Source organism: Hymenobacter piscis (assembly GCF_018760735.1).
Taxonomy (GTDB): Bacteria; Bacteroidota; Bacteroidia; order Cytophagales; family Hymenobacteraceae; genus Hymenobacter; species Hymenobacter piscis.
Map to the genome: position 1 here is coordinate 42,738 of NZ_JAHHZN010000025.1, position 15,020 is coordinate 57,757.

Here is a 15,020-nt window from a genome sequence, read left to right on the forward strand (position 1 = left end):
GTGCCGTGCCACGGCGGAGGGTTGCCACTTCGGCAGAACATCCCGGCCCGGGCCAAGGCAGACCGGGCCGGCAAAAAAAGGCGGGGCCACCGGGCACCGGGGCGTGTTTCGATATCCAAATTTTCCTATTTTTGATGCTTGCCGGTTTCCCACCGCCTCAGTGCCCTATTGTTGTTATGCCCCGTTTTTTTCGTCTGATTCCCTTCTGCGGGCTGCTGCTGGCCTTGTGCCTGCCCGCCACCTTGTGCGCCCAGCAGAACAGCAACCTGCCCACCTCCCAACGCAGACTCTCGGCCAAGGTCATCCGGCAGATGCGCACCCGCCTCGACGCCACGCCCCTGTTCCCGAACGTGAACCGGGTGGCGTATTTCCGGGATAAAAAGGCCCTGCGCGAAATTCAGCGGGCCGAAAAGCGCAGGAACTGGACCGCCGCCCGCAACCTGCTTGAACTCTACGTGGGCCAGTTCGGCATCGAGAACTTCTACCGCGATACGCCCATGCTCTGGCACCTGGGTCAGCTCTGGGACCGGACCGGCAACCCCGAGCGGGCCAAGGCCTACTACCGCCTCGCCCTCAAGCACCGCCGCCAGGGCCTGACCAAGGTGCAGCAGTACTACGACTCGCTCGAACACCGCGACACGGTGCTTTATGTGCCCCTGAAAACGTATTACGACCTGGTGGAGTACCGGAAAAACATTGCCACGTTCCGGCCGCCCAAGGGCGTGTACACCAGCATGGGCGAGGCCATCAACTCCAAGCGCGAAGACTACGGCCCCACCCTCAACGCCGACGCCGACCTGCTCATTTTCTCCTCCAAGCGCAAAACCCGCGGCCTCAACGACGTTTCCGACGAAGACCTCTACCAGTCGCGGCGCGAGAACGGGCTCTGGACCGACGCCGAGCCCCTGCCCAAGCCCATCAACTCGGCTTACAACGAGGGCTCGGCCTGCATCAGCAAGGACGGCACCACCCTCTACTTCGCCCGCTGCGAGTGCCCCACCTGCCACGGCAACTGCGACCTGTACGTGTCGAACTTCAAGGACGGCAAGTGGACGATGCCCAAGAGCCTGGGCGCCAACGTCAATTCCTCGGCCTGGGACTCCCAGCCCACGCTTTCGCCGGGCGAGGATACGCTCTACTTCGCCTCCGACCGGCTCGGTGGCTTCGGGCTGTCCGATATCTGGTTTACGGTGAAGCAGAAGAACGGCGAGTGGAGCCGGGCCCAGAACATGGGGCCCGTGGTGAACACCCGCGAGAGTGAGGTGAGCCCCTTCTACCACCCCCTCTACCACGTGCTGTACTTCAGCTCCCGGGGCCAGCTGCTCAATTTCGGCGACTTCGATATCTACAAAACCTACCGGGTGCGGGGCCGCTGGCAGGAACCCATCAACATTGGCCCGCTCGTAAACGGCAAGGGCTCGGAGTACTACTTCACCATCGATTCCGACTCCAAAAACCTGTATTACGCTCGCTCCGAGCAACAGGAACCGAAAAACCTGGACCTCTACTCCTTTCCCCTGCCCATGGAGGCCCAGCCCACCGCCACCACCCACGTCGAGGGCTCGCTCATCGACTCGGTGAGCCGCCGGCCGCTCAACGGCATCGTGAGCATCATCGACACCGATAACGGCATTGAGGTGGCCAGCAAGTACCTGCGCGACGACGGCTCCTTCGATTTCGACCTCATGGAGGGCTCCCACTACGTGATGCTGATTCAGAGCCCGGACTTTTTCAGCGTGGAAAAAAAGTTCGCCCTCCAGAACGATACGGTCATGTCGCTCATGACCAACGCCATCGACTACAAGCTGCCGCTGGTGTTCAAAAACATCGAGTTCGACCAGGACAAGGCCACCATCCGGGCCGGCATGCACCCGATTCTGGACCGCATTGCCGTGTTCCTGGTCGACCACCCCACGTTCCGGCTCAACATCTCGGGCCACACCGACGGCAAGGGCGACCCGGATTTCAACGAGCGGCTGTCGCAGGAGCGGGCCGAAGCCATCCGGCGCTACATCGAGCAGAAGGGCAAGCTGGCCGCCAACCGAATTGAGAGTTTCGGCTACGGCTCCACCCGCCCGCTCAAGGATGAAGTGACTGCCGAAGACGCCAAAACCAACCGCCGCGTGGAGTTCCGCCTGCTCAAGCCCGACGGCGGCCCCGACGACACGCCCTTCCAGGCCGACCCGCTCCCCGGCTCCAAACCCGCCGCCCCCGGCAAGCCCGAACCCCAACCCACCGGCGACGGATGGTAGCGGGAAATGAGTGAAGTGGTGAATGAGTGAATGAGTGAATGCGTGAAGTGTCATCCTGAGCAAAGCGAAGGACCTTATTACGGTAGCACGAGTCGTACGAACGATTGTCGTTGCAACGTAACAAGGTCCTTCGCTTTGCTCAGGATGACACTTCACGCATTCACTCATTTACCACTTCACCCATTCACCACTTCACCACTTCAGTGTCTGCGTTTCCTCGCCGTTGCGGAACAGCAGGCTTTGTTTCTGGCCGTGGGCGGTGAGGTTGACGATGTTCATCTGGTCGGGGAAGAGGGCCAGCAGGAGCTGGTGGCACAGCGTGACGCCGGTGGCGGCAGTGGGCAGCGGGGCCGTGAAGTAGAGCCAGTAGGCGTCGGTTTCCTTTTGCAGGCCCACCAGCGTGAGCGGCAGCGGAGCCGCGCCGGGGCGGGCCGTGAGCTGCACCTGCCGGCGCAGCAGATTCAGCAGCAGCGGGTCGAGCTGGGCGCGGGACAGCTGGTCGGTGCGCACGGGCGCGGGCTGGCCCTGGGAGAGGTCCTTTTCCAGGTCGTCGATGAATACTTTGAGGGCCATTTCCAGCCGTTGCTTCTCGGGGTTGAAGCGCACCTCCATGATGCTGGCGTGGTAGGTGTGCGCCCAGGCCGCCAGGCTGAGCGTGAGCAACAGAGCCAGCGGGGGCAGAATTCGGCGGAGCTTGGAAACGGACATGGGCAAAAGGCGCGGGTTGGCGGGCGGAGTTGCAGGTGTGGGGCGCGGCGAGTGGCGCACCCCGCTGCCCCGGCATTCATATAAAAGCCGTGCCATCCTTGCGGACAGCACGGCTTTTCGGCAGACCGCCCGCGGGCGGCTACTTGAGGAAGGTTTTGAGCAGGGGGTTGATGATGAGCGTGAAGGCCATCAGGCCCAGAATCAGCATCATGCCCACTTTCTGAGCGTTTTCCATGAAGGCATCCGAGGGCTTGCGGCCGGCTATCATCTCGTAGAGCAGGAACACCACGTGGCCGCCGTCGAGGGCCGGAATAGGCAGCAGGTTCATGAAGGCCAGCACCATCGAGAGCATGCCGGTGAGCGTCCAGAACCGGAGCCAGTCCCACTTGCCGCCGTATTGCTGGGCAATTTCGATGGGCCCGCCAATGGATTTGCGGAACGAGGCCTCACCCCGGAAAATCTTCCCGAAGGCCTTCATCTGGGTCGTCACGACGCCGAAGGCCTGCTTGGTGCCCACGGGCAGGGCCGCCAGCAACCCGTACTGCCGGGTTTCAAATTTAAGCAACGACTTGGGCAGGAACCCGATTTTACCGTCCTCATCTACGTTTACCTGCAGCGTCACGGGCTGGCTGGCGCGCTCCACCTGCACGGCTACCTGCTTGCCGGCCTGGTCCTTGAGGGCCTTCTGGAGCTCGGGAAAGAACTGAATGGGCTGGCCGCCCACGGTCAGAATCCGGTCGTTGGGCTGCAGGCCGGCCTTGGCGGCGGGGCTGCTGGGCACCACCTGGTCCACCACGAAGGGGTCGAGGGGCTGCACGAAGCGCTGCTCGCCCTCGTCGGCGAGGCGGTCCATGAAATTGTTAGGCACGGGCACGTCCAGCAGCTGACCATTGCGGTCGACGGTATAGTAGGCGTTGGAGCCCAGAATCACGTCGGGGCTGTACACGTCGCTGAAATCCTCGAAGGGGCGGCCGTTAATCTTCACGATTTTGTCGCCCTGGCGGAAGCCCATTTCCCGGCCCAGCTCGTTGGGGACCACGCCGTAGCGCACTTCCGAAGCCGGCAGGTAGCTCTGGCCGTAGCTCACCGTGAGCAGGGTGAAGATGACGATGCCGGTAATCACGTTCATGATGATGCCGCCCAGCATTACAATCAGGCGCTGCCAGGCCGGCTTCGAGCGGAACTCGTTGGGGGCCGGCTCGGAAGCCAGACTCTCGGCGTCCTGGGTTTCATCAATCATACCGTGGATGGCCACGTAGCCGCCCAGCGGGAACCAGCCCAGGCCGTATTCCGTCTCGCCGATTTTCTTCTTGAACAGGGCGAAGTTCATCACCCCGGGCAACGGAAACAGGAAGTCGAAGAAGATGTAAAACTTATCGACCCGGATTTTAAAGTACTTGGCGGCCGCAAAGTGTCCGAACTCGTGCAGGCCCACCAGTAGCGAAAGGCCCAGCAACAGGTTGCCGGCCATGATTAGTCCTTCCAAAGGTAGTAGGGTGAGGAGGTGAAGGGTAAAAGAGGATAAGGGAGAAAGGCGGTGAAAAAGAACGTCATGCTGAGCGAAGCGGAGCGCGGCCGAAGCATCTCGCGGGCTGTTGTTGCAACGGTAATCTACCAGCAGAAATTACTATTGCCCGCGAGATGCTTCGGCTGCGCTCCGCTTCGCTCAGCATGACGTTCTTTATGCTACTCGTGCCCATCAAACAACGCGCCGGGGCGCGGGGTTCGGCTGGTTTCGGCCAGGGTGTCAGGCGCGGGCCCCGAGGAGGTCGGCGGCCACGCGGCGGGTTTCCTCGTCGGTGAGCACGTAGTCGTTCAGGCTTGGGGTGGCAAGGTACGAAACCCGCGCGAGGCTGGTTTCTACCACGTCCGACATTTCCAGGAACCCGATTTCGTCGCGCAGGAAGGCGGCCACGGCCATTTCGTTGGCCGCGTTGAGGATGCAGGGCGCGTTGCCGCCCCGGCGCATGGCCTCGAAGGCCAGGGCCAGGTTGCGGAAGGTGTCGGTATCGGCAGGCTCGAAGGTGAACTGGGGATAGTCGAGGAAGTTGAAGCGGGGGAAGTCGTTGGCCAGGCGCTGCGGGTAGCCCAACGCGTACTGAATGGGCAGCTTCATATCGGGCAGCCCGAGCTGGGCCTTGAGCGAGCCGTCCTCGAACTGGACCAGGGAATGGATGATACTCTGGGGGTGGACGATTACGTCAATCTGGTCGTTGCGCAGGCCGAAAAGCCACTTGGCTTCCATCACCTCCAGGCCCTTGTTCATGAGCGAGGCCGAGTCGATGGTGATTTTGGCGCCCATGTCCCAGTTGGGGTGCTTGAGGGCCTGGGCCCGGGTCACCTGGGCCAGCTGCGCTCGGCTGCGGCCCCGGAAGGGCCCGCCCGAGGCCGTGAGGATGATTTTCTCGATCGGGTTCTGCTCCTCCCCCACCAGGCACTGGAAAATGGCCGAATGCTCCGAATCGACGGGCAGCAGGCGCACGCCGTGCTCCCGCACCAGCTCCGTGATGAGCTGGCCGGCCACCACCAGGGTTTCCTTGTTGGCCAGGGCAATGTCCTTGCCGGCCCGGATGGCGGCCACCGTGGGCAGCAGCCCGGCGTAGCCCATCATGGCCGTGAGCACCACGTCGGCGTCGGGGCGGCCGGCTACCTCGGTGAGGGCGGCCGGGCCGCTGAGCACCTCGGTTTCGGGCTGGCCGGCCAGGGCCGCGCGCACCTGCTGGTACTTGCTTTCGTCGCCGATAACCACGGCGGCGGGCCGGAACTCGCGGGCCTGGGCCACCAGCAGGTCGGCGTTCGACTGGGCCGAGAGGGCCGTGAGCGAGAAGCGGCCCGGCTGGGCCCGGATAACGTCGAGGGCCTGGGTGCCAATGGAGCCCGTGGAGCCGAGCAGGGTAACGCGTTTGGGAGTTTCGGAGGGCATAGGGCAGGGTAAAAAACCTGTTATTCCGACGCAGGAGGAAGCGGGTTTAGCGTCATCGAACCGGATTGCTGAAAGAATTGTCCCAGCTTCCTCCTGCGTCGGAATGACCGGGCGTTTGCAAAAGTACGGCTTCCGGCCACTTCGCCCCGCCGGCAACCCCACCGCCGCAAAACCCCGTACTTTGGGGTTCATCCGTTTCTCCGTTCCGTGACCCAGCCCGACCCCGCCGCCGCTTCCGCCGCCTTCGATAAAGCCCGCACCGGCCTCTGGACCAGCCTGCAGAAGCACCTGCAAACCGTGTACGCCGCCGAAGCCGACTTCCGCGCCGCCACCCGCTTCACCGAAACCTTTCCTTTCCCCAACTCCGCCGCCACGCCCCAGCAGCTGCTCGACTACCAGCACCAGCGGGCCGTACTGCGCGACCTGTTCATGGACGAAACCGTGCAGCTGGATACGCTGGTGAAGGCCGTACGCACCAAAGGCTACGCCGAAGCCGACAAGAAGCTGCTGCTGCTCATGATTCTGGGCTACCTGGACCTGGCCGACACCGTGTTCAGCCTCCTCGACACCCACCGCCCCAGCCAGCAGGAACCCGACGAAGAGCTGGACGAGGCCCGCACCCGCTTCGAGCGCGTCCGCAACTTCACCCGCCTCAACATCCGGGGCGTGGCGGGCCTGCTGCAGGGGTTTTGATTAGCTGTTGGCTGGTAGCTGATAAAACGAAAAGAACTCCCCACTCGATTGAGTGCGGAGCCCTTTGTTAGTTGGTCCGAATAGCACTCCTAACACAGAGCCAGCAGCTATCAGCTAACCGCTAAAACTTTAACCGGCTTCCCGTTAAACACCACCTGCTCGCCGGCGCGCTTGCCGCTCAGGGCGGCGGCCACCGGCGCGGCGGCCGATACGGCGAAGTAGTCGGTGCCGTCCAGCGGGAGCTTGCCGGCGCTGATGCTGACGAAGAAGTGGCCCAAGCTGGTGCTGACCAAGGCGCCGGGGCGCACGGCCTCGCAGGGCAGGTCGGGGTTGATGCGCTGGAGTTCGGCCAGCAGCTGCCGGGCCTGCTGGAGCTGCACCAGATTTCGGTCCCGCTCGTTCTGAGCCATGGCGCGGCCGGTTTCGTACTTGTCGCCGGCGCTGCTCTTGGTTTCGGAGTTGGCCGATTCCTGGGCCGCATTAACGGCCGCCTGGATGGCGTTTAGGCGCTCCTGCACGTAGCTTAGGCACAGGGCGTGGAGGCGGGGTTTGATCATTTGTCTTTTGACGCTTCAGCAAAGTAATTTCGGATTTCAAGGACTCGATAGCCTTGGCGTTATTCATAGTACTAATAATATTCATTACAAACGTGCTGACACTGATAATTGCTGCTATAAATATGCCTGTCATCTGCAACCAACGAAGCATATTAACTTTAGCCTTTTCCTTTCCCTCTTCTAATAGTATCTTCTGAAAAAGCGCTTGTGCACCTTCAGGCTTGCAGACAATTGTAAAAGGCCTTGTAGTCCTATTGATTGATGCAAATCCACGACCATGAAGTAGAGCTGCCGCTTGCAGTACATCCTCTTCTGAAAGTGTCAGGTCTTGAGCAATTTTTCGCACATCGGGAAATTCATTAACACTTGGAACATTGTATATTTTCTCCAGTACCCGATGCTGGTTGATGTTGATTTTTGAAATAAAATACTGTGTCATAGGTATCGCTGTTTCTTGAGGTATAATTCTACCCCTTCGGCAAGGCCGGGAAATCGCCCACCAGGAAGGTGTGCTTGCCTTTGGCGGCGATTTTGGTGATGGTTTCCAGGTATTGGAAAAAGCGCAGGCTGTCGTCGCCCTTCATCAGATCGGCGGCGTTTTTGAGGGCGCGGGCCGTGGCCACGGCGGTGCGGGCGTTTTCCAGGTCGGCTTTGGCGCGGATTTTAGCCTCCAGGTGCCGGGAAAACAGGTCCTGGATGCTCTTGGGAAACGTGAGGTCGCGCAGCTGGGCCTGCTCTAGCACCACTCCCAGGTCGGCGAGCTGGGCCAGTAGCTCGGGCGTGGTGAAGTCGGTGAGCTCATCGCGGCGCTCGGGCAGCTCTTCGCTCTGGAAGCCGGCAATGCGGTTGCGGGCCGCCACCTGCACGGCCTGCTGAATGCGCTGCTCCGCCTGCTGCAGCAACCCGAACGTGGCTGCCTGGTTCAACTCAAACTGGCTCAGAAAACGCGCGCCGTCGGCAATGCGGTAAAGCACCGTGAACGAGAACCGCAGGGCGATGCTGTCCTTGGTCAGAACTTCCTGGTTGGTGATGACGAGCAGGCGGCTGGTGGTGGGCAGGGTCAGGAGCAGGGTACGCCGCCGCAGGTCCCAGATTTCGTAACGGCCGGGCGCCAGCCGACGCTCCAGTACGTTGTCGCGGAATAGAAAGCCTTCCTGATTCGGTTTTACCTGATACGTGGTCGTGAGCAGTCCCATAGATGGAATAAAACGGGTAAATGGCCGCCCAGAAGGGCAGGGAATACGGCGCCGCGGGGAACCCACCTTGAGCCCACCAAAGCCGGCGGACGGTATCCGGCGGGCTGCAAACCGCGGAGCCGTTCGGATGACCCAGGCCACCCGGTTCCCTGCCCCTCACCAGACAGCTTTTCAGGCTGATCTTCCCGGTTGGGAAGGTACACCACGTCCAGCGGAGGGAGTCGAACCCTCTGACGGGGCCGCGCCGCAATACCCTGTCCGAGCAGCCCCGCCATAAGTGAACAGGTGGCGGTTGAAGCGAAGATAGTGGGTCGGGGCCAATCGGCCACGGGGTGGGCGGGGTGTTTCAGCCGGGCCGCCTGGCACTATCCCCCCTTGCGCAAGTGCCCAACCAGGAAGCACGGCCCGTAAGCCGGACTGCCGCCCATGCGGGCAGGGGCGGGTACAATACCCCGGCGCGGAACGGCTCAAAATGGACCCGGCAACGGATAGGTCCGGGAATCGATAAGGCTATAAAACCAGGCTGGCAATACCCCTGGGACAGGCAGTGGAACCGGCAAGTGAGTCGGCCCCAACTTTCCCATTGTGGCACAACTTCCTATTTTGAATAACATTTCCAATATCCTATATAATTTATTAACTACTACACCCATTCAGTTTATTCCCTCATGAGCTTTATCAGAAAGCGTAACAACGTACATGTGCTGGGGACCGGGCCCCGCACACTGCTTTTCGTTAACGGCTTCGGCTGCGACCAGACCATCTGGCGCTACATCACCCCGGCCTTATCGGGGCACTTTCAACTCGTTTTGTTCGACCACGTGGGCGCGGGCCTTTCCGACCTGACGGCCTACGAGCCGGATAAGTACGCTTCGCTGCAGGGCTACGCCGAGGACGTTCTGGCCATCTGCCGGGAGCTGGAGCTGGCGCAGGTCACGCTGGTGGGCCACTCGGTGGGCGCCATGATTGGCATGCTGGCCGCTATTCAGGCGCCCGACCTGTTCGAACAGCTGCTCCTGCTCTGCCCCTCCCCCTGCTACCTCAACGAGAGCGGCTACCAGGGCGGGTTCGAGCGGCAGGATATTCAGGACATGCTCAGTTTCATGGAGCAGGACTTTGTAGGCTGGGCCGATGAGTTTGCGCCCTTCCTTATGGGCAACCCCGACCGCCCCTCCCTGGCTTCGGAGCTCATGCACAGCTTCTGTCAGAACGACCCCGATATTGCCAAACGCTTCGCCCGCGTCACCTTTCTCTCCGACAACCGGGCCGACGTAAGCCGTTGCCACACGCCCTGCCTGCTGGTGCAGTGTGCCCAGGACCTGATAGCCCCCCCGGAGGTAGGCAGCTTTCTGGCCTCCGCCCTGCCCGTGGCCCGGCTCGTTACCCTGCCCGTGAGCGGCCACTGCCCGCACGTAAGCGCGCCCACCGAAACGCTGGAAGCCATGGAATCCTTCATGGCAGCCTAGCCAGGATGGGCTGGCCAGGCTGCCTTCATCAGCTTTCTATCGGCGTACCCAGCACTTTATCGGGCGTAGGGGGCAGCTGCCGGATGCGGCGGCCGGTGGCACGATACCCCGGTTTCATGGCCGAACCGCTCAGCCCCTTCCCCACCAGTACACGAGCGGATGCAAACCCATACAAACCGTAAAAGCCGACCCGTTGGGGCCGGCTTTTTGCGGTTTTTTATTCTGAAAACTCCGCGAACTGATGACCACGGGGCCGGCAACCCTACGGGCGGGCGGGCTGGGCGGCGGGCAGGGGCTTGCGGGGCAGCTTCTGGTCGCGCATGGCCGCCTGGTACACGAACGAGGCCACCACTACAGAAGCCTGCCGGAGGTCGTCGGCGGGCAGGCGCTCGTAGGTGTCCATGTTGGTGTGGTGGGTGCGGGTGCCGTAGTCGAGCGGGTCCTGGATGAACTGGAAGCCCGGCAGGCCCACGGCGTCGAAGGAGAGGTGGTCGGTGCCGCCGGTGTTGCGCAGCGTCACGGTAGTGGCGCCCATTTCAGTGAAGGGCTGGAGCCACTCCCGGAAAATGGGCGCGGCGGCCTCGTTGCCCTGGGCGTAGATGCCGCGGATTTTGCCCGCCCCGTTGTCGAGGTTGAAGTAGGCGGCCAGCTTCTCGTGCTCGGGCAGCAGCTTCATATTCGCAGGGTCGGCGAAGTGGTTTTTCACGTAGCCCCGCGAGCCGAACAGGCCCTGCTCCTCCTCGCCCCAGAGCGCAATGCGGATGGTGCGGCGGGGCTGCACGCCGGCGGCTTTGAGAATGCGTACGGCCTCCATCATCACGGCCACGCCGGCGGCGTTGTCGGTGGCGCCGGTGGCGGCGTGCCAGGAGTCGAGGTGGCCGCCGAGCATCACCACTTCGTTTTTGAGCTTGCGGTCGGTGCCCGGAATTTCGGCCACCACGTTGTAGCCCTTCAGGTCCTGGTCCTGGAAACGGGTGCGGGTTTCCAGCTCCAGCTCTACCGGAATACCGGCTTCGGCCAGCCGAATCAGGCGGAGCTGGTCTTCAGGAGCCATTTCCAGCTCGGGCAGCACGGGTTTGGCATCGGCGGCGTAGGGCGCGCCGTTGCTGGTAAAGAACGTGCCGTCGGAGCCGCCCCGGGAACTCAGGATGGCGGCGGCCCCTTCCTTCTGCACCAGCTCGGTCATTTTGGTGCGCAGGGCAAACTGGGCCCGCCGGGCTTTCATTCGCTCGTCCATTTCCGGGTTGGCAGGCCGGGCGACCGGGGGTTCGGGCTTGAAGTCGGCCATTTTCTGGAGTTCCTCGGCGGTGTAGCGCCGGGCGTCGGGCTCGAAGCTGGGCTGGGGCGGATTGGCCACGTCGAAAACTACGATTTTGTCGCGCAGCCGGCCCTGGTACCGGTCCAGGTCGGCTTCCGTGGCGGCCTTCACGACGACGACCTGCTTTTTGAGGACACCGCCGGTGCCCGGCGTCCAGGCCTTGGGCGCCCCGATGAGCGGGTGGTAGTAGGGCGCCGTCATGGCCACGTACGACTTCTCGATGTCCCAGCCGCGGCCGAAAGTGCCCCAGGGCTCCACGTTGGCCTTCACCAAACCCCAGTCGGTGAGTTGCTGGCGGGTCCACGCGTTGGCGCGGTTGAGGCCTTCGGAGTTAGCCAGGCGCGGGCCGCAGACGTCGGTCAGGTAAAAGGCCGTTTCCATCACCTTGGAGCGGTTCAGGCCTTCGTCTTTGATTTTGGCGAGCAGGGCCGGGTCGGCCTTGGTAGCGCCCGAGGACTGGGCCCATGAGGGCGTGGCGACGGCCAGGGCGCCGGCCAGTAGCAGAAAGCGGAACGTGTGCAGCATAAGCAGGAAGAATTGGGAGGTGAAGGAGCAGCCCAATAACCCGAAAATAAGGCTGGCGTTGCAACCGGCCGATGGCTTTGGTTAGTGCAGAAATACTAGGGCACCGTGGCACAATCATAAGCTGGCCGACAGGCGGAATTCAATACGCAATTTTCCGCATCTTTACCCGCCCGGTGGCGTGGTGCGACGGGTTTTTCTGCTTCTGGGCCTTCATTTCGTTTCTGAAGAAGCCGAAGCGGCAAGGGTAGCTTTAGGCTGTTTGGCTGACGGATTATGCGGCCTTCGAAGTATTCAGGAGACAAATCAGCACGCCATATCAATTTTATTATTCAGTGATTGGCTCAAAATTACAGTGCACTCAGCTATATGATTTGGCAACCAATTTCGCTTGAAGAGCTCTACGACGATATACTTTCAGCAGAAAGCGAGATGCGCGGAGAAATAGAGCGGCTGTGGGAACTGGTGAAAATCTTTCCGGAGAAGTGGCAGTACGACACCTACGGCAGCGAAGAGGACAGCTTTTGGGTGGTGGCAGTCTGCGGCAGATGTATCATTTGGTACGACGATATTGAGGAGCATTTCTGTCTTTCCGAATATAGTACCTACGGTCACTTCGATAAGAATACAGCGCACGGCGTGGCAGCTGGATTACAGAATAATGTTCAGGCATTATTGGCTAGAATACAGTTCAACTGATCAATGCTGGCTGTGCCCTACTCTTCTTCCTCCATAACCCCACCCCCGCCCCGCTCGTCTAACCGGCTACTGTTTACTTAGCCGCTGCTGCATGAGCCTTTGGGAAATTATCAAGCGCCTTTACCCCTACGTGCTGCCCTACCGGCGGCTGGTAATTGCCACCCTGCTGCTCACGCTGGTGGGCTCGTTGGCGGCCCAGGTGAACCCGTTCGTGCTGCGCTACACCGTGGATACCGTGCAAGGCCTGCTCGACCGGCGCCAGGCCCTGGCCGAGGGCGCGGAGCTGCTGCTGCTGGTGAGCGGGCTGCTGCTGGCCAAGGAAATCGTTAATACCGGCATTCAGTTCGGCCAGAAGTTCTACGGCGAGAAAATCCGCATCAACGTGTCGAGTACGTTGGTGCGCGACGCGGTGCACAAGGTGCTGGGCTACCAGCTGGGCTTTTACTCCGACAGCGGCAACCAGACCGGCAAGCTCCAGACCCGCATCGACCGGGGCGTGGAGAGCCTCATGAAGCTGGTGCAGAACTTCTTCATTGACATTCTGCCGCTGTTTGCCAACGCCCTGGTGGCCCTGGTGGTGATGTTCGCGGCCAACCTGTATGTGGGGCTGGTAGCGGTGGCGGTGCTGCCGGTGTACTTCTGGCTCAGCTACCGCCAGGCCGATAAGCTCAACGGCACCCGTCGGGCCCTGCGCGGCCTGCGCGAAGCCCGCAGCCAGGGCCTCGTCAACCTCATCGACTCGGCCGTGGTCATTAAGAGCTTCGTGCGCGAAGACTACGAGGAGCAGAAGCAGGCCCGGACCCAGCAGAACCTCCAGGACGCCCAGCTCCAGACCCGCAAAACCAGCTTCCGCTACGACGGCCTTAAAACCTTTACCGAGCAAATCGGCGTGGTGCTCATCATCATCCTGACGGCCTACCTGGTGCTCGATGGGCAGATGACCATCGGGGCCATCATGTTCCATATTCTGCTCTTCAACAACGTGTCGGCCCCCATCCGGCAGCTGCACCGCATCTACGACGAGATGAACGACGCCCTCACTTACGCCGAGGGTTTCTTCGACATCCTGGACGCCGAGGACGCCGTGGAGCCCACCGGCCCCCTCCGGCCCGACCACCTGCGCGGCACCTTCGACATCTGCAATGTCGACTTCACCTACCCCAGCGGCACCCGGGCCCTGCACGACGTGTGCCTGACCATTGAGGCCGGCAAAACCACCGCGCTGGTGGGCCTGAGTGGAGCCGGCAAGAGCACCATCATTAACCTGCTCTGCAAGTTCTACGCCCCCGACCAGGGCCGGATGCTGCTCGATGGCCGCCCCCTGGCCGACTACAACACCCACGCCCTGCGCCGGCAAATCGGGCTGGTGCTGCAGAAAAACCACATTTTCAAGGGCACCATCGAGGAGAACATCCGCTACGGCGTGATGGACGCCACCCTCGACCAGATCAAGGCCGCCGCCCGGCAGGCCTACCTGCACGAGCAGATCATGGAGCTGCCCAACGGCTACCAGTCCGACGCCCAGCAGCTTTCGGGCGGGCAGCAGCAGCGCATTGCCATTGCGCGGCTGTTCCTGAAAAATCCGCCCATCATCTTCCTCGACGAGCCCACCGCCTCCCTCGACGCCATTGCCACCGAGCAAATCAAGAACTCCCTCGACGCTATCAAGCAGGGCCGCACGGTAGTCATAATCTCCCACAGCCTCGCCCAAATTGTCGATGCCGACTGCATCTACGTGATGAAGCAGGGCCGCATGGTGGAAAGCGGCACCCACGAGCACCTCTACGACCTGCGCGGCACCTACCGCGAAATCTTCGACGCCTCCGCCCGCAGCCTCAACATCGAGAAGCTGGCCCGCGTGATGGTAGACGACGAGGACGAAGTGGGCGACACGGCGGGTTGAGAGTGTGGAAACTACCTTTGTGCTGCATCTACTTAAACATGAAAGTTATTTTCTACATCACGGCCATTGTGATTTGCTCTATTTGCTCATGTACAGGGCAGCGCATCACAGAATCTACAGTCATTTCTCCGACTTCAACTTACGTCAAAGGGAATAATTTCGAGGGAGCTGTTTTCTCTGATAGTTATGGAGTGGACTTCTTCAAGTTCGATATTAAGCAGCATTTCAGGCAATATCAGGAAGGTGCGTCAACACGATTCACACCAACCTTTGCACAAATCGAATTCGCTGAGCGTATTCTACAAAAAAGCCTTCGACACGATAACCGCCATACGTTCCACCAAAGCAGAGGCTACGGTCCCATCGTACACAGGCACCTGCCTAAATATCAACGGCAATATTTTGGCTACACCACTGCCAGCAATGAGCAAATCATTTATATAAACGCAGGGTGGGAGCGTTACACTCTCATTGACCGATTACAGAACTTGTATCCGCGTGATGAAACCTGGAAAAATGATTATAGAATTGTCATGGATGGTGGCAGCTACTATTGGAGTATTGAGGTAAACTTAACTACGGGTAAGCTTTCTGCCTTTGGTACCAACGGCTTAGCTTCTTTATGGTCAAATTCTCGTGAGGATTATGATGTATAATTAGAACTTACGCACTTGGTGGTATCTTGAAGTAAAACCTAATCCGATGGTTACGCAAGCTACCTACATCGAGTACCTGCTCAGCACGCCCCGCAACTACACGTGTACGCATCTAGCCGAACACCTC

13 protein-coding genes are annotated in these 15,020 nt (G+C 60.9%); 6 read left to right on the forward strand and 7 right to left on the reverse strand.

The genetic code is table 11. From position 1 onward, the window contains the following. Positions 1–176 precede the first annotated feature (176 nt). Positions 177–2,252: an OmpA family protein gene (locus KLP40_RS18730; protein ID WP_215595361.1), complete on the forward strand. Its 2,076-nt coding sequence runs from the start codon at positions 177–179 to the stop codon at positions 2,250–2,252. Between the two features lie 192 nt (positions 2,253–2,444). On the opposite strand, the gene KLP40_RS18735 is transcribed toward KLP40_RS18730, so the two are convergent. The 3 genes from KLP40_RS18735 to KLP40_RS18745 form a co-directional block, all read right to left on the reverse strand. Continuing rightward, positions 2,445–2,960: a DUF6702 family protein gene (locus KLP40_RS18735; protein ID WP_215595362.1), complete on the reverse strand. Its 516-nt coding sequence runs from the start codon at positions 2,958–2,960 to the stop codon at positions 2,445–2,447. 139 nt (positions 2,961–3,099) lie between these two features. Beyond that, positions 3,100–4,446: an RIP metalloprotease RseP gene (rseP, locus tag KLP40_RS18740; protein WP_246559023.1), complete on the reverse strand. Its 1,347-nt coding sequence runs from the start codon at positions 4,444–4,446 to the stop codon at positions 3,100–3,102. 261 nt (positions 4,447–4,707) lie between these two features. Beyond that, entirely contained in the window at positions 4,708–5,883 is a 1,176-nt protein-coding gene (locus tag KLP40_RS18745; RefSeq protein WP_215595363.1) for a 1-deoxy-D-xylulose-5-phosphate reductoisomerase, read from the reverse strand. A 207-nt stretch (positions 5,884–6,090) separates the two neighbouring features. Between KLP40_RS18745 and KLP40_RS18750 the strand changes: the two genes are divergently transcribed. After that, positions 6,091–6,576 carry a hypothetical protein gene (locus KLP40_RS18750; protein WP_215595364.1) on the forward strand — a complete coding sequence of 162 codons (486 nt, stop codon included), beginning with the start codon at positions 6,091–6,093 and terminating at the stop codon, positions 6,574–6,576. Between the two features lie 110 nt (positions 6,577–6,686). On the opposite strand, the gene KLP40_RS18755 is transcribed toward KLP40_RS18750, so the two are convergent. The 3 genes from KLP40_RS18755 to KLP40_RS18765 are packed head-to-tail and all read right to left on the reverse strand — an operon-like array spanning position 6,687 to position 8,329. Further along, complete coding sequence (locus tag KLP40_RS18755) at positions 6,687–7,094, reverse strand: 3-oxoacyl-ACP synthase (protein WP_317196797.1); 408 nt, start codon at positions 7,092–7,094, stop codon at positions 6,687–6,689. Beyond that, positions 7,057–7,572 carry a hypothetical protein gene (locus KLP40_RS18760; protein ID WP_215595366.1) on the reverse strand — a complete coding sequence of 172 codons (516 nt, stop codon included), beginning with the start codon at positions 7,570–7,572 and terminating at the stop codon, positions 7,057–7,059. Before KLP40_RS18760 ends, KLP40_RS18755 begins: the two co-directional genes overlap by 38 nt. A 28-nt stretch (positions 7,573–7,600) precedes the next feature. Beyond that, on the reverse strand, positions 7,601–8,329 hold the full coding sequence (locus KLP40_RS18765; RefSeq protein ID WP_215595367.1) for a slipin family protein: 729 nt from the start codon (positions 8,327–8,329) through the stop codon (positions 7,601–7,603). Positions 8,330–8,997: 668 nt separating this feature from the next. Here KLP40_RS18765 and KLP40_RS18770 point away from each other — a divergent pair. After that, positions 8,998–9,795: an alpha/beta fold hydrolase gene (locus KLP40_RS18770; protein WP_215595368.1), complete on the forward strand. Its 798-nt coding sequence runs from the start codon at positions 8,998–9,000 to the stop codon at positions 9,793–9,795. Between the two features lie 262 nt (positions 9,796–10,057). On the opposite strand, the gene KLP40_RS18775 is transcribed toward KLP40_RS18770, so the two are convergent. Beyond that, the gene (locus KLP40_RS18775) at positions 10,058–11,638 is read right to left on the reverse strand and encodes a M28 family metallopeptidase (protein ID WP_215595369.1); all 1,581 of its coding nucleotides are present in this window, start codon (positions 11,636–11,638) and stop codon (positions 10,058–10,060) included. Positions 11,639–11,974: 336 nt separating this feature from the next. Here KLP40_RS18775 and KLP40_RS18780 point away from each other — a divergent pair, with 336 nt between their 5' ends. The 3 genes from KLP40_RS18780 to KLP40_RS18790 all read left to right on the forward strand — a co-directional run bounded on the left by KLP40_RS18780 (position 11,975) and on the right by KLP40_RS18790 (position 14,893). Further along, on the forward strand, positions 11,975–12,334 hold the full coding sequence (locus tag KLP40_RS18780; protein ID WP_215595370.1) for a hypothetical protein: 360 nt from the start codon (positions 11,975–11,977) through the stop codon (positions 12,332–12,334). Between the two features lie 91 nt (positions 12,335–12,425). After that, complete coding sequence (locus tag KLP40_RS18785) at positions 12,426–14,237, forward strand: ABC transporter ATP-binding protein (RefSeq protein ID WP_215595371.1); 1,812 nt, start codon at positions 12,426–12,428, stop codon at positions 14,235–14,237. 38 nt (positions 14,238–14,275) lie between these two features. Beyond that, positions 14,276–14,893 carry a hypothetical protein gene (locus KLP40_RS18790; RefSeq protein WP_215595372.1) on the forward strand — a complete coding sequence of 206 codons (618 nt, stop codon included), beginning with the start codon at positions 14,276–14,278 and terminating at the stop codon, positions 14,891–14,893. Positions 14,894–15,020: the final 127 nt, after the last annotated feature.